This window comes from Sphingobacterium sp. UBA865 (assembly GCF_002295765.1).
In the GTDB taxonomy this organism is placed as follows: domain Bacteria; phylum Bacteroidota; class Bacteroidia; order Sphingobacteriales; family Sphingobacteriaceae; genus Sphingobacterium; species Sphingobacterium multivorum.
On the sequence record NZ_DBGB01000012.1, the window covers coordinates 225423 to 247529 of the forward strand.

Annotated in this window: 21 protein-coding genes; 13 read left to right on the plus strand and 8 right to left on the minus strand. The window is 37.6% G+C overall.

Annotated elements, in window-relative coordinates:
• Nucleotides 1-1039: 1039 nt before the first annotated feature.
• Nucleotides 1040-1657, plus strand: a complete 618-nt coding sequence (locus tag B2O97_RS06330) for a hypothetical protein (RefSeq protein ID WP_115050734.1) — start codon at nucleotides 1040-1042, stop codon at nucleotides 1655-1657.
• A gap of 216 nt (nucleotides 1658-1873) precedes the next feature.
• Here the strand turns inward: B2O97_RS06330 and B2O97_RS06335 are convergent, their stop codons facing one another.
• Complete coding sequence (locus B2O97_RS06335) at nucleotides 1874-2353, minus strand: SRPBCC family protein (protein ID WP_070565575.1); 480 nt, start codon at nucleotides 2351-2353, stop codon at nucleotides 1874-1876.
• 119 nt (nucleotides 2354-2472) lie between these two features.
• Between B2O97_RS06335 and B2O97_RS06340 the strand changes: the two genes are divergently transcribed.
• Together B2O97_RS06340 and B2O97_RS06345 are read left to right on the plus strand one after the other, a co-directional pair.
• Nucleotides 2473-2985 (plus strand): GNAT family N-acetyltransferase, encoded by a 513-nt coding sequence (locus tag B2O97_RS06340; protein ID WP_070565577.1) that lies wholly within the window; start codon nucleotides 2473-2475, stop codon nucleotides 2983-2985.
• Nucleotides 2982-3845 carry a metallophosphoesterase gene (locus B2O97_RS06345; protein WP_070565579.1) on the plus strand — a complete coding sequence of 288 codons (864 nt, stop codon included), beginning with the start codon at nucleotides 2982-2984 and terminating at the stop codon, nucleotides 3843-3845. Before B2O97_RS06340 ends, B2O97_RS06345 begins: the two co-directional genes overlap by 4 nt.
• A 305-nt stretch (nucleotides 3846-4150) precedes the next feature.
• Here B2O97_RS06345 and B2O97_RS06350 read toward each other — a convergent pair whose 3' ends face one another.
• Nucleotides 4151-4576: a cold-shock protein gene (locus tag B2O97_RS06350; protein WP_070565580.1), complete on the minus strand. Its 426-nt coding sequence runs from the start codon at nucleotides 4574-4576 to the stop codon at nucleotides 4151-4153.
• Nucleotides 4577-4980: 404 nt separating this feature from the next.
• On the opposite strand from B2O97_RS06350, the gene B2O97_RS06355 reads away from it, so the two are divergent.
• Nucleotides 4981-5262 carry a GNAT family N-acetyltransferase gene (locus tag B2O97_RS06355; protein ID WP_070565582.1) on the plus strand — a complete coding sequence of 94 codons (282 nt, stop codon included), beginning with the start codon at nucleotides 4981-4983 and terminating at the stop codon, nucleotides 5260-5262.
• Between the two features lie 53 nt (nucleotides 5263-5315).
• On the opposite strand, the gene leuS is transcribed toward B2O97_RS06355, so the two are convergent.
• Nucleotides 5316-8099 carry a leucine--tRNA ligase gene (gene leuS / locus B2O97_RS06360; protein ID WP_070565584.1) on the minus strand — a complete coding sequence of 928 codons (2784 nt, stop codon included), beginning with the start codon at nucleotides 8097-8099 and terminating at the stop codon, nucleotides 5316-5318.
• 217 nt (nucleotides 8100-8316) lie between these two features.
• Between leuS and B2O97_RS06365 the strand changes: the two genes are divergently transcribed.
• The 5 genes from B2O97_RS06365 to B2O97_RS06385 are packed head-to-tail and all read left to right on the plus strand — an operon-like array spanning nucleotide 8317 to nucleotide 12016.
• A complete protein-coding gene (locus tag B2O97_RS06365; RefSeq protein WP_046674489.1) occupies nucleotides 8317-9195 on the plus strand; it encodes a cell division protein FtsX in 879 nt (292 codons plus the stop codon).
• Between the two features lie 2 nt (nucleotides 9196-9197).
• Nucleotides 9198-9437, plus strand: coding sequence for a DUF3098 domain-containing protein (locus B2O97_RS06370; protein ID WP_046674488.1), 240 nt, complete (start codon nucleotides 9198-9200; stop codon nucleotides 9435-9437).
• A gap of 22 nt (nucleotides 9438-9459) precedes the next feature.
• The gene (locus B2O97_RS06375) at nucleotides 9460-10254 is read left to right on the plus strand and encodes an undecaprenyl-diphosphate phosphatase (RefSeq protein WP_070565586.1); all 795 of its coding nucleotides are present in this window, start codon (nucleotides 9460-9462) and stop codon (nucleotides 10252-10254) included.
• Between the two features lie 9 nt (nucleotides 10255-10263).
• Complete coding sequence (gene truB / locus B2O97_RS06380) at nucleotides 10264-10986, plus strand: tRNA pseudouridine(55) synthase TruB (RefSeq protein ID WP_070565588.1); 723 nt, start codon at nucleotides 10264-10266, stop codon at nucleotides 10984-10986.
• A gap of 55 nt (nucleotides 10987-11041) precedes the next feature.
• A complete protein-coding gene (locus B2O97_RS06385; RefSeq protein WP_070565590.1) occupies nucleotides 11042-12016 on the plus strand; it encodes a bifunctional riboflavin kinase/FAD synthetase in 975 nt (324 codons plus the stop codon).
• Between the two features lie 89 nt (nucleotides 12017-12105).
• Here the strand turns inward: B2O97_RS06385 and aroQ are convergent, their stop codons facing one another.
• Nucleotides 12106-12525 carry a type II 3-dehydroquinate dehydratase gene (gene aroQ / locus B2O97_RS06390; RefSeq protein WP_070565703.1) on the minus strand — a complete coding sequence of 140 codons (420 nt, stop codon included), beginning with the start codon at nucleotides 12523-12525 and terminating at the stop codon, nucleotides 12106-12108.
• 266 nt (nucleotides 12526-12791) lie between these two features.
• The gene (locus tag B2O97_RS06395; RefSeq protein ID WP_286767128.1) at nucleotides 12792-14465 is read right to left on the minus strand and encodes a gliding motility protein RemB; all 1674 of its coding nucleotides are present in this window, start codon (nucleotides 14463-14465) and stop codon (nucleotides 12792-12794) included.
• Between the two features lie 195 nt (nucleotides 14466-14660).
• On the opposite strand from B2O97_RS06395, the gene B2O97_RS06400 reads away from it, so the two are divergent.
• The 4 genes from B2O97_RS06400 (at nucleotide 14661) to B2O97_RS06415 (ending at nucleotide 18679) form a co-directional block, all read left to right on the plus strand.
• Complete coding sequence (locus B2O97_RS06400; RefSeq protein ID WP_286767129.1) at nucleotides 14661-16076, plus strand: glycoside hydrolase family 125 protein; 1416 nt, start codon at nucleotides 14661-14663, stop codon at nucleotides 16074-16076.
• 53 nt (nucleotides 16077-16129) lie between these two features.
• Nucleotides 16130-16954, plus strand: coding sequence for a glutamate racemase (gene murI / locus B2O97_RS06405; protein WP_070565597.1), 825 nt, complete (start codon nucleotides 16130-16132; stop codon nucleotides 16952-16954).
• A 71-nt stretch (nucleotides 16955-17025) separates the two neighbouring features.
• Complete coding sequence (locus B2O97_RS06410; protein WP_115050731.1) at nucleotides 17026-17271, plus strand: hypothetical protein; 246 nt, start codon at nucleotides 17026-17028, stop codon at nucleotides 17269-17271.
• A gap of 154 nt (nucleotides 17272-17425) precedes the next feature.
• Entirely contained in the window at nucleotides 17426-18679 is a 1254-nt protein-coding gene (locus B2O97_RS06415; protein ID WP_201638990.1) for a PQQ-dependent sugar dehydrogenase, read from the plus strand.
• A 432-nt stretch (nucleotides 18680-19111) separates the two neighbouring features.
• Here B2O97_RS06415 and B2O97_RS06420 read toward each other — a convergent pair whose 3' ends face one another.
• The 3 genes from B2O97_RS06420 to dnaB all read right to left on the minus strand — a co-directional run bounded on the left by B2O97_RS06420 (nucleotide 19112) and on the right by dnaB (nucleotide 21782).
• A complete protein-coding gene (locus B2O97_RS06420; RefSeq protein WP_172462499.1) occupies nucleotides 19112-19258 on the minus strand; it encodes a hypothetical protein in 147 nt (48 codons plus the stop codon).
• 26 nt (nucleotides 19259-19284) lie between these two features.
• Entirely contained in the window at nucleotides 19285-19758 is a 474-nt protein-coding gene (rlmH, locus tag B2O97_RS06425; RefSeq protein WP_286767130.1) for a 23S rRNA (pseudouridine(1915)-N(3))-methyltransferase RlmH, read from the minus strand.
• A 413-nt stretch (nucleotides 19759-20171) separates the two neighbouring features.
• The gene (gene dnaB / locus B2O97_RS06430; RefSeq protein WP_370445164.1) at nucleotides 20172-21782 is read right to left on the minus strand and encodes a replicative DNA helicase; all 1611 of its coding nucleotides are present in this window, start codon (nucleotides 21780-21782) and stop codon (nucleotides 20172-20174) included.
• Between the last annotated feature and the right edge of the window lie 325 nt (nucleotides 21783-22107).

A 22107-nucleotide genomic window follows, 5' to 3' on the forward strand; every position in this document is an offset into this window, starting at 1 on the left:
CCCTCTTTGCATAGCTTTCCTTTGGGTTAAATTTAAAAAATGAGGATTATTCTCTGACTACAACACCATCTTTTCGTATTTTTACTGGAAGAATCATACTATTAAAAATAATAGCATTCTAAACTCTAATTAACAATAAATTATGTAATTTATATAAACAAAAAAAATAACATTAAATAACACCATTAACGGGCTATTTTAAATAAAAAAAGGTGTGGATAAAATTTTATCCACACCTTTTTCTTACTCAAGTACAGCCACAATGTGAAGAACCATACAGCCCCGGTTTACACAAAAGTCAAACAGGTAAATATCGTTGTATCTTCGCGCTTGATTTATGCAGGCTAAAAATAACATGTGCGACAAGACATATGTCAATGATAACCGCAGACAAAAAAGGCCTCGAAACAAATGGGCGCCTGAGCAGGGTTCAATTGACCAGCGTAAGCCCCACTTGCGCACCCCGTCTCATGAACGCAAGCAAACACGCGATATAACAAGCTTTTTATGCGATATAAGAGAATATCTATCCATAACCAACCAAATACATATAATCTTTACAAAATCGCTTAAAACGGATAATAACATCTTTCCCGCCTAACTATGGGTAAACCTTAAAAACACAGCTGCCGAAGTACCCATGAGGAGTACTTGACTTGCAGTCGACGGGACACTCTATTTCTATATCACCATTCTGAGTCATGCTATCCAATTCTACCCCCCTCTTAATCGATATAAGATAACAACTTTCTGCAAAACACCACATTCACCTCTACAAAAAAAGAAGAGCACAGTGGGGCTTAAAACGACTCAAACAACATCTTATCTGCGCTAGAACTTTATGGACCCAGTAAAAAACTTCAGCAGTTGAAGGGTCGCAAATTCATAAAAAAAATGAGAATAAAAACCTTTAAAATAAATAAGTAAAATGGATTATATAAAGCTATACATCATAAAAAAACTACCCTAGACCGTTAAAATCAAATTCGGAAAGAACATAACAAACGCTTTTATTATCTTTAAATTTTTCAAAAAGACCATGAATAAAGACACCTTAGTGAGATCATTCTTAAAAGCAGAACGGATAAAGATGAAGAAAGCCCGTAATGTCATTATTGGAATTTTCTTGGTTATGTTTGCTTTTTGTTACGGTTTTTTCTTATTTGCCTTTTTTTCGAAATGGTCAGCCAGTGAAGATAAGCTCTCGTTTTTCTATAAGTCACTCCCTACCCTATCTGTTCTTTTTATTTATTTAGGTTTTGCGTTCGGTATATTGTGCTGGATGGCTTACATTAAAAATCAAAAATTCATCAATGCGCTACAGCGACTAAACGATCATGATATAGCAGTCTACCAGGAGTACAATAGACGACTCATGCACTTTTTTGCCGTTGCCGCTCCTTATCTTTTTTGTGAAAATGAGATTTTATTCTTTCCGTTGATCGGAAACAAACGGATCGCTATTCATCAAATCCATCGTATTGAAACAAAAATTATCAGAAATTACCGGGGACCTAACAGCTATCGTATCTATTTCTACAATGAATTCAACAAAATTCATCAGGTTACCATGAATCAAAAAGGAGCTTTTGAGTTTTTACAGGAAGAGCTTTGGAAGAAAAAACCGGATTTGGTTATTTTAGCAAGAAATCATTAATAAAAAGGTTTTACGGATACTGTCGAAAAAAGTACAAAGAAGCAATGCTACCTCAAAGTCAATATCGGATTTTAATCCAGCCAACAGCGAATCGATGACCTTCTCACTAAACACACGATACGAACAAATCTATAACCTTCTAGCGAAGAACATTCATACGGTTGTTAAGGACGCCTAAGCTGAGCCGATCAATCCTTTATTCTTTTTCCAACAAAGCTACTCTTGAATATACGAGCCATATTTTCCTGATTCCGCAACTTCTTTGATCACTTGATTGCGCTCCTCGAGAAAGCATCGCATATAGCGCGTTAAAAAAAGCCATTCTGCAAATCTCCCCAAAACTCCGAGCGGCGCCTTGAAATTAAATATATCACGCATGACTACTTTTCCATTTTCAAGTTGCTTGAAAATGTGCTTGTGATCCATGGTATGAAATACCCCCTGGGTCATTTGATCTTCAAAAAAATGAGGCTTTTCCATCGCCGTTATCTGCACGGTCAATGTTTGCGTAATGCCGAGATGTCTTGCGAGCCACCGAACCTTTTGTCCTGCTTCGATCAAACCCGTCGTCACTCCATCAATCGCTTTCTCCCTTGTTTTCTTTGTCGAATACATATGCAAATCAATACTACGCGCCAGGTCAAAAACAACAGGCAAAGGAGCCTCTATAACTGTATCTAAAATAAGCTGCGGCATAATATACGCTTAAAAATTTTCACACGAATTTCGTAAAATTCGGTAACTTCTTTAGGATTCAGCATTAGAATTTTATAAATTGAGTGTATTCTATCCAAACAGCAACATAGACAATAAGCATGATAACACTCCTTCCATTCGAAAGATCAGATTTCCCCCTTTTTAAATCCTGGATTGGATCAGCAGAGGAACTATTGCAATTTGCAGGACCTTATTTTTCGTTTCCTCTTAGCGATCAGCAACTTGAACAATATATACAAAACCCAAAGCGCCGCGCTTTTAAAATAACAGATACAACAACCACAGAAACTATTGGTCACTGTGAATTAAACTTCGAACGAGACATCCCAAGACTCTGCCGCATTTTGATTGCAAAAAGTTCCGAACGAAATAAAGGCTATGGCAAAAGCACCATAAATGCACTGCTAAAACTACTTTTCATCGAAGGAAACTATGATATAGCTGATCTAAACGTTTATGACTGGAACTACAATGCAATTCGGTGCTATGAAACCGTAGGCTTCCGGATCAACGAAAATATTATTTCAACAGTAGCAATTGGAGATGAAACCTGGAAAAGCCTCAATATGCAAATCAATAAATCAACATGGAAAGCTAATTTAGCGCGATGAAAAACAAGCGAAAATTAAAGCATATCACCCTATACTTACTTATTATGGGTACATTGATCGGTTTTTATAGCTGGAAAATCGAGCCGCATTGGGTAAAATATGAACAGATCGATCTACCTATAAAACATTTACCCGAGGTATTGAACGGAAAATCATTGGTCCAGATTTCTGACATCCACATCGGAAACTATGTGGATAAAGATTTTATAAAAAGAACCTTCCGAGAAATCGCAGCATTAAAACCGGATATCATTGTGTACACCGGCGATTTTGTACGGCTCGTTAATCATAAAATACCCTTAGCTGAGCTTGATAAAGTCATGCAAGTTGCACCAAAAGGCAAACTTCAGACATTGGCGATCCTAGGAAATCATGATTATGGAACGAATTTTAGGGACAGTGCTGCAGCAGACTCAATCGTGAGCCTACTCAAAGGATATAACATCAGCGTATTGAGAAATGAAAGTGTAACAATTCATGGGTTAAGAATATTCGGCATAGATGACCTTTGGGGAACGAATTTTAACCCTATCAAAGCTATGAAGGAGTATAACCAATCGCAAGCCAGTTTGGTCTTATGCCATAATCCAGATGCCGCAGACCTCAATGTCTGGAATGGTTACACTGGCTGGATTCTGGCAGGACATACGCACGCGGGTCAGATACGAATTCCATTTTGGGGCTCCCCGATCATACCTGTACGAAACAAAAAATATGATCAAGGAATAAAAAAAATAAGCGGAAACAGAATATTATATATCAATCGAGGACTGGGACACAGTATTCCTATCAGATTCAACGCCAGACCCGAGGTTACAATTTTCACCTTGAAAAAGGAATCACAAAATGAAATCCATTAGGTTCGATCCAACCTTTTAAAGAAGGTATGGATAAAATGCGGTATAAATAGTTTGCCTATAATCGTCTAAAGGATCTATTCCTTGCTGTCTACCCAAAACAGCATAGCTTGAACTCCAAAAATCCGAAACGATGAAAAGCTGACGCACAAAGCTTTTTAAATTCGACAATGGAATATCTCGACGGAACATAAATCAAAAACCGTCAATTTAAAGCATAAAAAAACCTTTGTTTGACGCCAACCACGATGATATCAAACAAAGGAGCTTATGATCAACACCTGACATGCCAAGTGTTTTCTTTCGTGCTAATATTCAATCAAAACCTCGGTTACTTGCGCACCTTGTTTTGCACTTTTGAATTTAAACTTCACCTTTTGGTTGAGGTTTAATTTCTGACCGACGAGACGATCATTGAAATATATTGATTGCTGCGTTTCGTTGTCCCTAATAAAACCGTAATTGGACTCGGTATTATAATGAACAACCTTTCCAAAAGAATAGTCTTCTTGAGGAGAAGCGTTATATGTCGGAGTTTCACCTTCTTTCAATTTTACCGGCGGTTTGTCTGAGATATTTCCGTATTCATCAACATAGGCAAACAATTCTTCTAATGACTTTCCCTTGTCATTGTTTGTTTTGTTGAATTCTTTTTTCTCATTTTTTTGTTGCTTTTTAAGTAGCTTCTTTTTTTCTCGTTCTTTTTTGTTAAATGTAATTTGGCTTTTGCTCATTCAATATGGATTAAAATAAAATGTTCCCGAAGAGGTTACGGACCTTTAGAGCTTCATTGAAAAGATAAAAATGCGAGGTATACTAAGGAGATATTTACAAAGATAAGAAAAATTCTTCAGAAAATGTCTATTAAGCGTTTGTATTCATGCTGATATCAACTTAGCGTGAGTTCATCGTTATTGATTTTAAGCTCGATCTATAGGTAATAGTTTTATGCGTATGTTTTTGTGAACGCCCCTAGAGCAAACGATAGTTTGACTAGCGGTGAGTTTAACCTTCAATTGTGAATAAGAGCCTATACTCTCGCATCCTTTCGCAAATAGATAAACCCGATTGCAATCCTAAAATTGAGAAATTCCATAAAACAAAAAAGATCATTTAGACGTTACTTTTAAAAAAAACTATGGAAATAAGAAACATCGAAAGGGACGAAAGAGGCAATTTTATTGCAGAAGTTGAAAATAATGAAGCCGGAATTTTAGAGTATACCTGGCAAAACGATCATGAGTTTTCCATTGATCATACAGAAGTCTACGACGAGTATCAGGGAATGAGCGTGGGAAAAAAATTGGTACTGGAGGCTGTTGACTACGCCCGAAAGAATGACGCCAAAATTATCCCAAATTGTCCCTATGCGAAAGCTATCTTCGATAAAACAATAGCTTTTCAAGATGTATTGGCATAAAAAAGCCGTTTTATCCTATTGATAAAACGGCTTTTTATACTGTATTGAGTGGATTAAATGACGATATTGATTATTTTTCCTTTGACAAAAATAATCTTTTTGATCGCCTTCCCATCTAAATGCCGTTGTACATCAGCATGGGCTTTAATCGTATCTTCTACTGCTTTTTGATCTAAATCAAGTGCCAATGACAGATTAAATTTCATCTTACCATTGAAAGACACCGGATAAGCAAATTCCGATTCAACTAAATATTCTGGTTTAAATACAGGATATGAAGCGTAAGATAGTGTACCAGCTTCATTACCCAACAGCGCCCACAACTCTTCCGTAATATGTGGTGCATAAGGCTGAAGAATAATGACAAGCTGTTCCAATATTTGTCTTTTATTGCATTTCAACTCGGTCAATTCATTGACACAGATCATAAAGGCTGAAACTGAAGTATTGAATGAAAAACGCTCAATATCGTCTTCCACCTTTTTGATAATTTTATGTAAGGCTTTAAACTCTGCTTTGGATGGATCTTCATCGGAAACAGTGAAACTACCCTCAGCATCGTGGAACAGTCGCCATACTTTACGTAAAAACTTATAAACCCCTTCAATCCCATTTGTATTCCAAGGCTTAGCTTGCTCCAAAGGCCCCAAAAACATTTCATATAGTCGTAATGTATCTGCTCCATAGGATTCGATAATATCGTCCGGATTGACCACATTGAATTTGGATTTTGACATTTTCTCCACTTCGCTGCCGCAGATATACTTACCATTTTCCAACACAAATTCGGCGTTGGCAAAGTCAGGTCTGAAAGCTTTGAATTTTTCCAAATCCAACTGATCATTATAGACTATATTTACATCGACATGTAATGGAATTGTTTTATATTCGTTTCTCAACCCATAGGATACAAATCGATTTGTACCTCTACCCTCTTCATCCAACACGCGATACACAAAATTAGAGCGCCCTTGAATCATGCCCTGATTAATCAATTTGCGGAATGGCTCTTCCTCATTTTGATAGCCCAAATCTTTCAAAAACTTGTTCCAAAAACGCGAATATAACAAGTGTCCAGTAGCATGCTCAGAGCCACCGATGTATAAATCTACGGCTTTCCAATAATCCACTGCTTCTTTAGACGCAAAATTACCTTCATTTTTTGGATCCATATATCTAAACCAATACCATGAAGAGCCCGCCCATCCTGGCATCGTACTCAATTCATACTCATATTGATCTTCATATTTCCAATCTTTTGCCCTTCCTAAAGGAGGTTCTCCTGATTCTGTCGGTAAATATTTATCAACCTCGGGCAATAAGAGCGGTAATTCTTCTTCTTTAATTAAATAAGGTAATCCATTTTTAAAGTAGACAGGAACGGGTTCTCCCCAATAGCGCTGACGACCAAAAATAGCGTCACGCATACGGAAGTTTATTTTTGCTTTACCTAATTTTAATTCTTCCAATTTAGCAATCAACGCAGGGACCGCCTCTTGGTAAGTCATACCATTGATAAAATCGGAATTGATATATTTCCCGTCTTTATTAGGATCAGCTTCTTCTTCAATATGTTGGGTATCCGAAATAGGAATAATAGGAAGAGCAAAATGTTTAGCAAACACATAGTCACGTTGATCGCCACTCGGAACAGCCATTACAGCACCTGTACCATAACCGGCAAGTACATAATCTGCAATCCAAATTTGTACATCTTGTCCTGAAACAGGATGTTTAGCATAAGAACCTGTAAAAGCACCAGAAACTGTTTTCGTATCGGCCATACGATCCAATTCAGATTTTTTCGCCGTTTTCTCGATATAGGCATCCACTTCAGCTTGCTGCTCAGGAGTAGTCAATGCAGCCACCAATTCATGCTCTGGAGCCAATACGATAAACGAAACGCCAAATAGGGTATCTACACGTGTAGTGAATACCTCTATGTTTGTATTTAATTGTGGCACGGGAAATTTCACGGAGGCACCTACAGATTTCCCGATCCAGTTCCGTTGCATTTCAACCAAAGGCTCTGGCCAATCAATTGTATCTAAACCTTTCAACAAACGATCCGCATAGGCCGTAATACGCATAGACCACTGCATCATCTTCTTTTGCTCCACAGGATAACCGCCACGTTCAGAGACACCGTTGATTACCTCGTCGTTCGCTAACACTGTACCTAAAGCGGCACACCAGTTTACTGTACTTTCACGCAAATAAGCAATCCGATATTTCAACAATTCCCGTTGTTGTTTTTCTTCGTCAAAAGATTTCCATTCATCAGCGCTGAATTCCAAGACATCTTCATCGGAAACTGCTAAAATGCCAGCAGAGCCACTTGCAACAAACCTAGCGATTAATGTTTCGATCGGTTCAGCTTTATCTGACTCTTTATTATACCAAGAATCAAACAATCTCATAAAAATCCACTGTGTCCATTTGTAGTATGACGGATCAGAAGTACGTACTTCTCTACTCCAGTCATAAGAGAACCCAATGTTATCCATTTGCTCACGATAACGATTGATATTTACCTCAGTCGTAACAGCAGGATGCTGACCAGTTTGAATGGCATATTGCTCTGCAGGAAGTCCAAAAGAATCATATCCCATCGGATGCAATACATTGAAACCTTTCAAACGTTTATATCTTGAAAAGATGTCCGAAGCAATATATCCCAGCGGGTGACCAACGTGCAGCCCCGCTCCGGAAGGATAAGGAAACATATCCAATACATAGTATTTTGGCTTTTGATGCGTATCGGACGTTTTATACGTTTGATGATCCGCCCAAAATTTTTGCCACTTTTTCTCTAATGATTTGTGATTATACTCCATTTTTATTCGTAAGGAATTTTTATGACTTGCGAAATTACGATTTTAATACTAAAATGTGATAAAAGTTTTGTAGTTTGAACAATAAATTATAGTATTGAAAAGTTAATTAAACATAGGAAGAAAACAGCGTTCGAATAGATTTTATCAAAGTAATTACAAGATTAATTCGAAATCTTCCACTCAAATAGTTACTTTCGCAAATAAATTTTTGCTTATTATGTCAGAATACGAATTAAGCACACAAAAAAGAAAAACAAAATCTGTATATGTATCTACGGTTATCAGTATCGCTCTCGTGTTGCTGGTAACAGGTATGTTAGGGTTACTCTTGGTGCACGCTAAAAATCTTTCGAAATACGTTAAGGAAAATATCGTCTTAAATGTCATCGTAAATGATGGCACAAGTGAAGGTGATGTCCTTTCACTACAAAAAGACCTTGAAAAAGATCCTTACGTACTTCGCACCGAATATATCAGTAAAGAATTGGCTGCAAAAAACTTGAAAGAAGATCTTGGTGAAGATTTCGTACAATATCTGGGGCATAACCCACTATTGCCTTCTTTAGATGTTTACATGAAAGAGAATTATGCCAATACAGATAGCATTAAAACTTTTATTGAAAAGATTTCCAAAAACAATAAAATTAAAGAAGTTGTATACCAAGAGTCATTAATTGACATGGTCAACAAAAACGTACGCATCATCGGAATGATTGTTCTTGCTTTTGCGGTTATCTTACTGATTATCGCCGTAGCTTTAATCAATAATACGATACGTCTTGCGATCTATTCGCAGCGTTTCTTAATTAAAAGTATGCAATTGATTGGGGCGACTAAAAACTTTATTCGTAAACCATTTATAACATATGGCATCATTCATGGTTTATTGGGATCTTTGATCGCGATTTTACTGCTCATTCTAACGCTGAAATTTGCACAACAGCAAATACCGGAACTGGTTTTTTTACGCAACTGGTTTGAATTTGCAGTGATCTTTTTAGGCGTAATCCTGATTGGAATTCTCATTTCGGGACTTAGCACCTATTTCGCAGTAACAAAATATTTAAAGGCACAATCTAACGATTTATACAGATAAAAATGGCTCAAATAAAGAAATCTACTGAATCAGTCAATAAAGGTTCATTTGTATTCTCCAAAGTAAATTACCAACTGTTTATAGCGAGCTTAGCTATTGTAGTCATTGGCTTTACATTGATGTCTGGTGAAACTGACATTTATAGCTTTACCAAGATCACCTTGGCCCCTATTGTTGTTGTTCTTGGATTTGCGATCGGATTCGCGGCAATCCTATATCGTCCCAAAAACAAATCAAATTAAAGCGTAATCTTACCTCAAACAGATGTCTATTATTGAAGCTATCATCCTTGCTATCATTGAAGGATTAACGGAGTTTTTGCCTGTGTCTTCGACAGGTCATATGATCATTGCTACTGCCCTAATGGGTATTCAACCATCGGCTTTTGTCAAATTATTTACAATTGTCATCCAGTTAGGAACGATATTATCCGTATTGGTGTTATACTACAAGCGTTTCTTTAAAACACTATCATTTTACTACAAATTGATCATTGCAGCTATCCCCGCCTCTGTGTTGGGCTTGTTATTCAACGATTATATTGATGCATTACTGGAGAGTCCATTAATGGTCGCCGTGATGTTGGTCGTCGGCGGTCTCGTTTTACTTTTTGTTGACAAGTGGTTCAACAAACCAACTGTTGAAGATTCGGACAAGGTTTCCTACAAACAAGCTTTTATGATCGGGGTATACCAATGTCTTGCATTAATTCCGGGTACCTCAAGATCTGCAAGCACAATTATTGGTGGTATGGCCGAGAAACTAACACGTAAAGCTGCTGCGGAATTCTCCTTTTTCCTTGCTTTGCCTATGATGTTTGGCGCTTCTGCCGTAAAGCTTTTAAAGTTCTTTAAAGAAGGTAACACCTTCACGGGAGAAGAACTTAATTTGCTTATTATCGGAAATCTAATTGGTTTCGTTGTTGCAATCGTCGCCATTAAGTCTTTTATCGGCTTTTTAACCAAATATGGTTTTAAAGCATTTGGTTGGTACCGAATCATCGTTGGTGTAATTATTCTTGCCCTCCTACTTTCGGGTCATAGTTTACAAATTATCTAAAATCTTTGGATGGAAAATATAGAGGTTAGTGAAAACTCAGCAAAGTTCAACTTTGCTGAAGGAGAAATGTTGTTGATCGATAAACCTTTAACATGGACAAGTTTTGACGTTGTTGGTAAAGTTAGAAACTCAATCAAGCCATTAAAATTAAAAGTCGGTCATGCAGGGACTTTAGATCCACTGGCAACGGGGCTACTCATTGTATGCACTGGAAAACTAACAAAAAAAATAGACAGCTACCAAGCTGAGGACAAAGAATACACGGGTTCGATCACCTTAGGAGCGACGACGCCTTCTTACGATCTGGAAACAGAAATTGACCAAACCTTTTCAATCGATCACATCACGGAGGACATGATCTTCGAAGCAGCAAAATCCTTTGAAGGCGATATTCAGCAATTTCCCCCTGCCCATTCAGCCATAAAAATTAATGGCGAACGTGTCTATGAAAAGGCCCGTCGTGGCGAGGAGGTTGAAATAAAGTCCCGCCAGGTACGTATCAATAGCTTTATCATTGAAAGAATCGAGCTCCCCAACGTATATTTTCGTATATCCTGTTCAAAAGGAACTTACATCAGATCGTTGGCCTACGATTTTGGAAAATTCTTACAGAGTGGATCACATCTGAGTTCCTTGCGACGCACCAAAAGTGGAGATTATCGCGTAGAAAATGCTTGGAACCTTGAACAACTTATCGCTGAAATAAAACGTCATAAAGAAATCATTAAATAACTTTACCGTCCCATTTTATTGATTCTTTATCTTATTTTTGCAAAAACTCCTATAAATGAAAATCTACAGAAGTTTAGATGATTTCTCACCAGTTGAAAATGCAGTTGTAACCATCGGTACTTTCGATGGAGTTCATATTGGCCATCAAAAAATATTGGCTCACCTAAAGGAAGCAGCTCATAAAATTAATGGTGAGACAATTTTGCTTACTTTTTTTCCACATCCACGATTGATTATCAATCCAGACGATGATAGTTTACGCCTGATCAACGATATCGAAGAAAAGGTCAGTCAATTAAGCAAAGTGGGAATTGACCACTTAATTATCATTCCTTTTTCCCGTGATTTTTCCAATCAGACTCCGGAAGAATATATTAGCAATGTTCTTGTTGGCAAATTGGGCACAAAAAAGATTGTGATAGGCTATGATCACCATTTTGGCAAAGATCGAAAGGGTTCGATGGGCGATTTGGAGCAGTTTGCATCTATATTTGACTATAGCGTTGACGAAATTCCGGAGCAAGACATCAATGATATTGCAGTGTCCTCCACGCGCGTACGTGAAGCGCTTATAAAAGGCGATATAAGAACGGCTAATCTCTATTTAGGTTATCCTTTTGAATTAACGGGAACGGTGATTAGAGGCGACCAAATTGGTCGTACCATCGGATTTCCAACAGCCAACCTTCAGGTTCACGAACCTCATAAACTAATACCAGCCTATGGTATTTATGCTGTTGAGGTATACATCTATAATCATATCCAAAACATCACTACGGGAGAGTATAAAGAGGAAAGTCCAGTATCCATCGCGAAAGGCATGGGCTATATAGGAACCAGGCCCACTGTCGATGGCATGAATCGGGCTATTGAAATCAGCCTATTCGATTTCGATCAGGATATTTATGGCAAGACACTCCGCGTAAAGTTCCTTCATTTTATCCGACACGATGAACGATTTGACTCACTTGAAGAAATGAAAGCTCAGATCAAAGCAGACGAAGTCGAAATCAGAAGTCTTATTGGTTAGAACAAGTCTGTTAGCTATAAAACAAAAAAGCGGGAATTCCCGCTTTTTTGTTTTATAGCTATTTTTTCTCTTCCTTGCAAAAGAAGATATTATTTAATAAACGCCTCTATACCCAATCTGTAGCTATCCAGGCCAAAACCACATATCACCCCTCTACAATTCTTTGCGAGGAACGAATGATGACGAAATTCCTCTCTTTGATGGACATTGCTTATGTGAACTTCAATAACAGGTGTTGTGATTGCTGCGATTGCATCCCCAATCGCAACTGAAGTGTGAGTATACGCTCCGGCATTCAACACAATTCCATCAAATTCAAAACCGACTTCGTGTATCTTATCGATTAATCCTCCTTCAGAATTGCTTTGAAAATAGGCTAATTCCACTGTTTCAAATTGTTGTTTTAGTTCTTCAAAATAGCTCAGGAAGTCCTGGCTACCATAAATTGATTTCTCCCTTACACCCAACAAATTTAAATTTGGGCCATTCAGTACGAGGATTTTTTTCATTGGAATAACATTAGTTTTGTGCTGGTCCATTGGCTAACTAAGCGAACCCATGCCATTTTCTGTTTAAGCAAATCGTTTTTAAGCCCTAACACATCATAAGAAGGGATCGTCCACGATCGGATATTTATTCTAATTGTATCCAAGCGTCTCCCCAAATTGTCAATTTGTGCTAAAACTAAATTTAAAAATAAACTATATTGGTTTTACAGCATTTTTCGCCAAATCAATATAGTTTATTTTAATTATAGATCGGTTTATAAAAATTTCTATAAATCGTTATAAATTGCCCGGAAACTTGAACGAAGTCCAAATGACACTACGCCAGATTTATTGACTACAGGTGTTTCATATTGTGCTTTTGCGTAACGTTGGGTATAACCAAGTTCCAAACGAAGGTTATACTTGGGATTAAGCACGTAGGCAGCCTTAGCATCCGCATAATAGATATTATTCTTTATACCTTGTGCAATATGATTTCCATATAGATTTGGTATTGTATTATAGGATTGGAAGATGTTACCGCCCATATTACTTCCATCAGGCAGATCAAGTCCATTTTGGGTAAACATACCCTGTAACGAAAAGTCCCATCTATCCCATGCATAATTCACAAGGCCAACAAGCTCTCTAAAGTTTGCCCCTTTCGGATGAGCCAATGGCTCGGCATTGTTACTATAGTTTGAATACGACTTAAAGTGTGCGTAAGTATATGGTCTGGCTGTATTATACTCGGCTAAAAAGTTCAGGTTTTTCACACCAAACATATCATATCCCCTGACACCAAGTTGTGCTCCCCATTTGTTATGCGCATATCCATTCCCAGCAAAAAACTCTTTCGCGGTAAACTCCCCCAATAAGAACTGACCATATGCCGTCAAATTATAGGGTAGTTTATATTTGGAAGTTAACCCCAAAAACATTTTGTCCGGCGAAGTACGATTATTATTTTCAACAGGTCGGATAAAGATAATAGGACTAATATAACTGAAATCAAAACCTCTTTTTCCAGCTTCATCCTGCGCAGCCCAAACAACAGACTGAAAAAATCCTATCGATAATTTATTGGTCACATTCCAATCCAAATATTGAAAAGCCCCCCATTTTTTACCATCCCCCAAACGTGTATTATTCTGCCCTTCCATAGGAGTTGTACCAGTCAAATCCTGTCTCGGATGCGTCGGATCATTCATGTAGGCCCAGATCGACGTATATTGAACGTTTCCTATCGTGCCCGTCAATTTCAAATGTGCATAGTTTGAAGAAAAATCCGATAACAGCATGGATCTATACCCATCGCCAATAAAGTTCTTGTCATAGGCCAACGTCGCTTGAATATACTTATGTGCGTCATAGGTCATACTGGCTGTCGCATACATCCAGTCCATTTTATTTTTGGACTGAAATTTTGTATTCCCTTGACCAGGGATAACTTTATTGGCAACGATATAGTCATCCAAATATTTGGGAAATACCGCCTGACTCTCAAATGCGGAAGTATTGAATGTAAATTTATTACCCACGTTCAATCCCACCTGAAATCCTCTGCTATTCATCCATGTCCGACGCTTGTCGCCTAACATATCCTTTCCAATATAAAGATCCGGTAAAAAATCAGCATAGAATGTATAATCTTCTTTCTCAACCTGCACCAGATGTTCATTAAAAATCTTACGCATAAACCAATTGGACGAAGAAACAGGCCTATTGGATTGGATTGAATCAAACTTGGCTAACAATAAAGAGTCTTTGATGACGAATGGTTTAGCAGCAGTGTGCATCCTCGTCTCAGTAGAATAAACCGCATCGTTCATTTTTTGATAAAAATGATACGAATAAGGCTGACTCTTGATCTGGGCAAAACCGCCGAAGGAAATACCTACCCCCATGCTTGCCAGCACAATTCGGAGTAAATTATTATTTTTTGTTATATTAAGCCTCATAAAATTATTTCAAAGATTATTTTTTCTAGCAAAATGCATTCCTAAACGCAAATTAACCGAATAAAAATGACTTTATTCCTATGTTCAGTCAATTTTATAATGCTAAATCGTATTTGCTATTCCTTTTATTCAAAAATATTTATATCTTGCATTTTAGTAAATAACCTTATAACATAAAAATCAGTCCTAGCAAGCATGAAACGCAGAACATTTATCCAAAACGCAAGCCTGTTAACCGCGGGTGCACTTACAAGCAAATTTTCATTTGCTCAAGAACATTCTTTTCCCACTGTACGAACAAGTAAAGAGAAAAGACTTTTCTCGAGCAAGGTCATCGAAGATGCAATTGTAGAATTTCAGAAAAATGTTAAAAATAAGGAACTGGCTTGGTTATTTAACAACTGCTTTCCTAATACCTTAGATACTACGGTATTTCCCTATGTTCAAAACGGAAGAAATTATACCTATGTAATTACAGGGGATATTGATGCCATGTGGTTGCGTGACAGCAGTGCACAGGTATGGCCATACCTTCCTTTTATGAAAAAGGACAAAAAACTACAGGATCTTATTGTTGGCTTAATCCAAAAGCAGAGTAAATGCATCAATATTGATCCCTATGCCAATGCATTTTATAACGATCCGACCAAAAAAGGCGAATGGTTCAGTGATCACACAAATATGAAACCTGGAATCCATGAACGAAAATGGGAAATCGATTCATTGTGTTATCCAATTCGATTAGCTTATCATTATTGGAAAGAAACGAATGACAATAGCCCGTTTAATGAAGAATGGTTAGAAGCGCAACATAAAATATATCAGACTTTTGTTGAGCAACAGCGTAAAGATAGTCTAGGCCCGTACAAATTTGAACGTACAACCTCCAGAGGCTCCGATACATTACAAGTAGATGGCTACGGATATCCTGTAAATCCAGTTGGTTTGATCTGCTCCAGTTTTCGACCGTCAGACGATTCTACCATTTTCTCCTTTCTTATTCCATCCAATTTATTTGCGATCGTTAGCCTTAGACAATCTGCCGAAATTTTGAAAAAGGTTAAAAATGAACATGAACTAGCTGTCAAAATGGAAGCTCTTGCGAATGAGGTCGAAACAGCAGTCAATACATATGGTATCATCGACCATCCGACAATAGGCCGGATATATGCCTTTGAAGTAGACGGTTTTTCGAGCCATCTTATGATGGATGATGCAAATATTCCGAGCTTATTGGCTCTACCTTATTTAGGGGCTGTCGATCTAAATAACGAAGTTTATCAACGTACACGTAACTTTGTTTTGTCTGATAAAAATCCATTCTTTTTTAAGGGAACAGCAGCGGAAGGCATTGGCGGACCTCACATAGGAAGAGATATGATCTGGCCGATGTCCATTATTATGCGAGCACAAACTTCGACAAATGATGATGAGATTCGCAATTGCATCAAAACGCTGGTCAATACGCATGGCGGAACTGGATTTATGCATGAGTCTTTTCATAAAAACGATCCTAAAAAATTCACAAGACATTGGTTTGCTTGGACAAATACATTATTTGGCGAATTAATTTGGAAAATATACAAAGAGAAACCATCTTTGCTTCAATAAAGCTGAAACTTGTAACACAATGTTATAAGTGGAAGAACTTATAACATTGTGTTATGGATAATTTATCAAAACCAGGTCCGATTGGCATTTTTGATTCCGGTTACGGAGGACTCTCCGTATTTAAGGAAATTCAACATCTTTTACCTCAGTACGATTATATCTATTTAGGGGACAATGCTCGGGTCCCTTATGGGACACGTTCTTTTGAAACCGTTTATAACTATACCAAACAATGTGTTTTTAAACTTTTTGATCTAGGCTGTAACCTTGTTATTCTGGCATGTAATACAGCTTCAGCAAAAGCATTAAGAACCATACAACAACATGATCTACCGCCGGGAAAGAGAGTCCTCGGCGTCATCAGACCCACTACCGAAATTGTACACAATTTTACGAAAACTAATAAGATCGGGATTTTAGCTACTACGGGAACGGTAAAATCTGAATCCTATAAAATAGAAATACATAAATTTAATCCAGAAATAGAAGTTTTTCAACATGACTGTCCTTTTTGGGTCCCTTTAGTAGAAAATAACGAAATCAATACAGAAGGCGCTCATTACTTTGTAGAAAAAGATATACGGGAACTTTTACAACAGTCCGATCAGATCGACGCTATTGTGCTTGCCTGTACCCACTATCCATTATTGCTGCCCGTAATCAAAAAATATACACCAAGCAATATCAATATCATTTCTCAGGGTCCAATTGTTGCAAATAGCTTAAGGGACTATCTCCATCGTCATCAGGAGATTGAAACTATTTGTTCCCAAAATGGACAATTGGCCTTCTATACGACAGATGATCCAAGAGACTTTGAAAGTAAAGCAAAAATATTTTTTGGAAAGCCAATAGCCGCAAGCCACATCAGTGTTTAACAAATAAAAGGCAATGATTTTTAAAACTTTTACTTCCTGGTCTTCGTTATGTTGATAAAAAGGCTAGTACAATGAAAAAGAACTTTATAACCATTGCTTACAATCAGGATACACAACATTGTGAATCCAAAGGATTTTCAAGTATTCAGGAAAGTGCAGATTATTTTAAAACTTTCGAGACATCTGCCCAGCCTAACTATGTACCGGTGTGTATCTACAATTTAAACACAAATACGATTCTAGATATAAGTGATTATTATGTAAACAAGGAAACTGAACTCCACCGAATCGTAAAACACTGCCTGGCGGAAAAATAACTCTTTTAATATTTAAAATCTATTGGCTGGCTAGCATCCTCCCTTTCTCATTAATAGAGTTATATATTTATATTATTACATTCTGTAAAATAATATTTCATTAATTTTTAATATCTTCAAGCAGATAATCAGACCAAAAAACAAGTCACAGATAATGAAAACCAAACTGACAATAAGCCTCTTAACAGTATCTTTAGGATTAACCGCATGTAATTCCAACCATGCAAATTCAAATTCGAGTTCGGATAGCAGTTCAAATACTGCAACTGATACAACAAGTTACCCTCCGGTAGAAACACAGAAGGCAAACACAAGTTATAAACCAGCATTTGCCGGACAAACGAGAATTCAGGGTGCAAAGACAAGCACGCCGTTCGAAGGTAAAGTAATTGCTGAGGGATTAAAATCTCCGTGGGGCATAACTGCGCTGCCTGATGGCCGATTATTAATCTCAGAAAAAGAGGGGAATTTTCGCATTGCAACGGCGGACGGTAAATTAAGTGACCCAATAAAAGGTTTACCTCAAGTCAATAGCAGTGGGCAAGGTGGACTTCTGGGGTTACGTCTTGATCCAAAATTCGAATCAAACCGTATGATTTATTGGGTTTTCTCTGATAATACCGCTGCTGGGACGTTGACGGCTGTTGCAAAAGGAAAACTGTCTGCAGACGAGAAATCGATAGAAAGTGCTAAGGTGATCTATCAAGCTACTCCGGCTCATAAAGGGAATCTGCATTATGGTGGTCGTATTATCTTTGATAAAGAAGGAAATATTATTTTGAGTACGGGTGAAAGATCTGATTTGGTTACAAGACCATTGGCACAAGATCTGAATGCAGCATTGGGCAAGATCTTACGCATCACCACTGAGGGACAGCCTGCTCCAGGAAATCCATTTATAGGCAAGCCAAATGTCCGTCCGGAAATTTACAGTTATGGACACCGCAATCCTCAAGGGCTTGCCTTAAATCCGGAAACCGGCGATCTTTGGGAAACCGAATTTGGTCCACGGGGCGGCGACGAGCTGAACAGAATTGAAGCTGGCAAGAATTATGGATGGCCAACGATTACGTATGGTATAGAGTATAAAGGCGATAAAGTTGGTGCGGGTATACAACAAAAAGACGGTCTGGAACAACCTGTCTATTATTGGGATCCGGTCCTCTCTCCTAGTGGAATTACATTCTATACCGGACAGAATATTCCAGAATGGAAGAATAATCTCTTTATTTGCGGTTTGAGCAGCATGCACATTGCCAGAATTATACTGAAGGATAACAAGGTGGTTGGAGAAGAGCGTCTATTAGGTAGTGAAGGACAACGATTTAGAGATATCACGCAGGGAAAAGATGGCGCGCTGTACGCTATCACAGATATCGGAAAATTATATAAAATTGATAAAAAATAAATTCCTTGATTCGACGCAGCCCCTCTCAAATGGGCTGCGTTTTATTTTGACTTGGCCCTCAAAAACACACTTTCAACTACTTTTATTGACCTTATTTTCTATATTTCTTTTCGAACATGACAAATATCATAGTTTGGCTCGATTATTGATCATCTATTAGCGAATCAATAAATTATTATATGGTAAAAAAAGAAAAAATGAAAAAATTATTAGAAATTAATCCCTTGTCATTCTATATGACCAACTGGGGATTCGTAAACAACACCGCCCCAAAAAGAACGCGCAAAACCTGCCAATCTTCTCCCAAAAATTAAGCGTTCTTGCTTAAACAATTCAATTAAAATTTATTAAAATCATCTGCTGATATCCTCCATACGGATATTAAGTAAGAGATTTATTTCTTTTACTAAATCCGTATGGAAAGACATTAAGCTATGCGAAAAAATAGGCCAATAAGATCACGATAATAATACAAGCAATCATAATGTATTTATTCAATTGGCTATTTTTCTCTCCTTCGTCACTTTTATAGTGATAATCTCGTTTGTTGGGCAAATTCATAAGCTTGTTTTTATTCATGATGAAGTTACGGACTTTTTTCCATATTATTCGTGATGATAAGGCTCCCCCTTCATGATGGAAAAAGCACGATAAAGCTGCTCTGTAAAAAACAAACGAATCATTTGGTGCGAAAACGTCATCTTCGATAAAGCGATTTTTGATTTTGCCCGATCGTAAATCTTTTGGTCAAACCCATAGGGGCCTCCTATAATAAATACCAAATGCTGAACACTTTGTACCATCATTTTTTCCAAATAAGCTGAAAACTCCATGGAGCGAAATTCTTTTCCATGTTCGTCTAGCAGAACTACTAGATCTTGTGGTTGTAGCTGTTTCAAAATCAGCAAAGCCTCTTTATCTTTTTGCTGTTCAGCAGAAAGATTCTTGACATTCTTGATATCGGGAATAACGACAATACTGAAGTTCACATAAAACTTTAATCGCTTAATGTACTTTTCAATACCTTCAATTAGGTATTTGTCATCCGTCTTACCTATACAAAGTAATGTTATTTTCATCGAAATATATTATTTGTTTTTGCCATCAATAGCCAAATAAAAGCTAACTTGCTCGATCCAAAATAATGAATATCCATTAGCTTCCTGTCATTGTCGAAAAACTGTTCACCAACTTTTGTCTAAGACCTGTTATACTAAGTCTAAAAGCTACCATTCTAATAAACCCAAAGGCGCGCAAAGTTCCGATTTTATTTAAAATAAAAACAATCAAAACGACAAAAAAACATTAACCCCATTTGTTCATTTAGTTTTAAAACATTTATTTTTGCGTACACCCTTAATACATCACGTTGAAAATGGATAATAACCTTGTTTTACTAGCGAAAACAAGCCGGACGCGGTAAACGAAAAAACCGAATTTAAATCATTCGGTTTTTTTCTGTTATTTAGGAATACTTATGTAAAATTAACCACTAAAATGGCGCATCATCAGGCATATCGTTCATTCGGGAGGGCATAGTAATACCTCCACTAAAACCTCCAGCACTAAAATCATCTGCAAAGTTTGGCGACGGATTCAAGGCCGAAGCAGAAAATGTAGCCGGCGCATCACCGAATCCATCTCCACCACCCATACCCGAAAACTCATCTTCTAAATCCACAAACTTCACAAATTTACCCACAAAGCGAAGTGGAACAATTCCGGTCTCACCATTACGGTGTTTTGCAATAATAACTTCACCGACACCGGCAGTAGGACGTCCCTCTTCATCTTCTGTCAAACCATAATATTCAGGTCGATATAAGAAAAGAACCATATCAGCATCCTGTTCAATAGAACCAGACTCCCGCAAATCGGACAACATAGGACGCTTACTATTGCCCGGTCTTGACTCTACTGCACGGCTCAATTGCGACAATGCAAGCACGGGGATATTTAGTTCCTTAGCTACAGACTTCAACGCACGCGAAATACTACCAATCTCTTGTTCCCGGTTACCCCCGCCTTTACCGTCTGCTTTACCGTGCATTAACTGCAAGTAATCGACGATCACCATTTGGATATCGTATTGTGCTTTTAGACGCCTACATTTTGCTCTAAATTCGAACACGTTCAACGCCGGCGTATCATCAATAATAATAGGCGCATCAGTTAATCGACCAATTCTCGAATGTAATTGCTGCCATTCATGATCAGCAAGATTTCCTTTTTTCAATTTCTCTTGCTCAATTTCGGTTTCACCAGCGATTAGACGATTGACGAGCTGAACAGATGACATCTCCAGCGAGAATACGGCGACTGCTTTACCGTGTTCCACAGCGGCATTACGCGCGACAGAAAGTACAAATGCAGTTTTTCCCATCGCTGGACGTGCTGCAATAATAACAAGATCAGAAGGCTGCCAACCTGAAGTCATACGATCCAAGGCTGTTAAACCCGAAGGCACACCTGTTAGACCATCTGTGCGATCCCGGAGCATTTCAAGATTAGAAATCGCCTCACGCATAATATCATCCATCTTTCTTGAATCTCGTCGCAAGTTATTTTGCGCGATATCAAACAAGCTTTTTTCGGCATGATCCAAAAGATCGAAGATATCTGATGTTTCATCATATGAACTATTGATAATTTCGGTAGAAACCTTAATAAGCTCACGCTGAATATATTTTTGAGAAATAATACGGGCATGATACTCAATATTAGCTGCAGAAACCACGCGATCTGTCAATTGCGTAATATAGTAGGCACCGCCGACCATTTCAAGAGCCCCCATCCGTCTAAGTTCCGAGGTAACTGTCAATATATCAATTGGAGAAGTCTTTTGAAAGAGGCCAAAAATCGCTTCAAAGATCTTTTGATGTGATTCTTTGTAAAACGATTCCGGTTTTAGAATATCAATAATTTCACTCAGTGCATTTTTCTCCAGCATCAAAGCCCCCAAAACAGCTTCTTCAAGGTCCACTGCCTGCGGCGGAAGCTTACCCAAACCGCTCACCAAATTATTTAATTTGGTACGACGTTCGCCATAATTACCCCGTTTGTTATTATCCGTGTTATTCGCTTCAAAATTACTGTCGTTCATCATGATATTATATCAGAAATATAGCTTTGCTATCCTTATAAATTTTAGATAGGATAACAAATGTATAAAAAATAAAATTCACCACCATGAGGATTTACAAACAGGGAAATTCGACGATCAGATCCGAACCCCAAAAAGCTTTGATGGACACAGATTTACAGGATTAGTTTTCAACACCTACTGTTGAAAAGATGTTGAAAATAAAAATTCACCACTCAAAATCAATACTTTAAAAAATGTTAATAACTTAAACTATTGTGAATAAGCAAAATAGTCAAAAACAAATCAATATCCTCCACTACCATCAAAATAAACTGACTTTGAT

What these genes read in the sequence shown, in the direction of transcription:
- B2O97_RS06330 (WP_115050734.1), top strand. Translation starts at nt 1,040, where the DNA reads ATGAATAAAGACACCTTAGTGAGATCATTCTTAAAAGCAGAACGGATA.
- B2O97_RS06335 (WP_070565575.1), bottom strand. Translation starts at nt 2,353, where the DNA reads ATGCCGCAGCTTATTTTAGATACAGTTATAGAGGCTCCTTTGCCTGTT.
- B2O97_RS06340 (WP_070565577.1), top strand. Translation starts at nt 2,473, where the DNA reads ATGATAACACTCCTTCCATTCGAAAGATCAGATTTCCCCCTTTTTAAA.
- B2O97_RS06345 (WP_070565579.1), top strand. Translation starts at nt 2,982, where the DNA reads ATGAAAAACAAGCGAAAATTAAAGCATATCACCCTATACTTACTTATT.
- B2O97_RS06350 (WP_070565580.1), bottom strand. Translation starts at nt 4,576, where the DNA reads ATGAGCAAAAGCCAAATTACATTTAACAAAAAAGAACGAGAAAAAAAG.
- B2O97_RS06355 (WP_070565582.1), top strand. Translation starts at nt 4,981, where the DNA reads ATGGAAATAAGAAACATCGAAAGGGACGAAAGAGGCAATTTTATTGCA.
- leuS (WP_070565584.1), bottom strand. Translation starts at nt 8,099, where the DNA reads ATGGAGTATAATCACAAATCATTAGAGAAAAAGTGGCAAAAATTTTGG.
- B2O97_RS06365 (WP_046674489.1), top strand. Translation starts at nt 8,317, where the DNA reads ATGTCAGAATACGAATTAAGCACACAAAAAAGAAAAACAAAATCTGTA.
- B2O97_RS06370 (WP_046674488.1), top strand. Translation starts at nt 9,198, where the DNA reads ATGGCTCAAATAAAGAAATCTACTGAATCAGTCAATAAAGGTTCATTT.
- B2O97_RS06375 (WP_070565586.1), top strand. Translation starts at nt 9,460, where the DNA reads ATGTCTATTATTGAAGCTATCATCCTTGCTATCATTGAAGGATTAACG.
- truB (WP_070565588.1), top strand. Translation starts at nt 10,264, where the DNA reads ATGGAAAATATAGAGGTTAGTGAAAACTCAGCAAAGTTCAACTTTGCT.
- B2O97_RS06385 (WP_070565590.1), top strand. Translation starts at nt 11,042, where the DNA reads ATGAAAATCTACAGAAGTTTAGATGATTTCTCACCAGTTGAAAATGCA.
- aroQ (WP_070565703.1), bottom strand. Translation starts at nt 12,525, where the DNA reads ATGAAAAAAATCCTCGTACTGAATGGCCCAAATTTAAATTTGTTGGGT.
- B2O97_RS06395 (WP_286767128.1), bottom strand. Translation starts at nt 14,465, where the DNA reads ATGAGGCTTAATATAACAAAAAATAATAATTTACTCCGAATTGTGCTG.
- B2O97_RS06400 (WP_286767129.1), top strand. Translation starts at nt 14,661, where the DNA reads ATGAAACGCAGAACATTTATCCAAAACGCAAGCCTGTTAACCGCGGGT.
- murI (WP_070565597.1), top strand. Translation starts at nt 16,130, where the DNA reads ATGGATAATTTATCAAAACCAGGTCCGATTGGCATTTTTGATTCCGGT.
- B2O97_RS06410 (WP_115050731.1), top strand. Translation starts at nt 17,026, where the DNA reads ATGAAAAAGAACTTTATAACCATTGCTTACAATCAGGATACACAACAT.
- B2O97_RS06415 (WP_201638990.1), top strand. Translation starts at nt 17,426, where the DNA reads ATGAAAACCAAACTGACAATAAGCCTCTTAACAGTATCTTTAGGATTA.
- B2O97_RS06420 (WP_172462499.1), bottom strand. Translation starts at nt 19,258, where the DNA reads ATGAATAAAAACAAGCTTATGAATTTGCCCAACAAACGAGATTATCAC.
- rlmH (WP_286767130.1), bottom strand. Translation starts at nt 19,758, where the DNA reads ATGAAAATAACATTACTTTGTATAGGTAAGACGGATGACAAATACCTA.
- dnaB (WP_370445164.1), bottom strand. Translation starts at nt 21,782, where the DNA reads ATGAACGACAGTAATTTTGAAGCGAATAACACGGATAATAACAAACGG.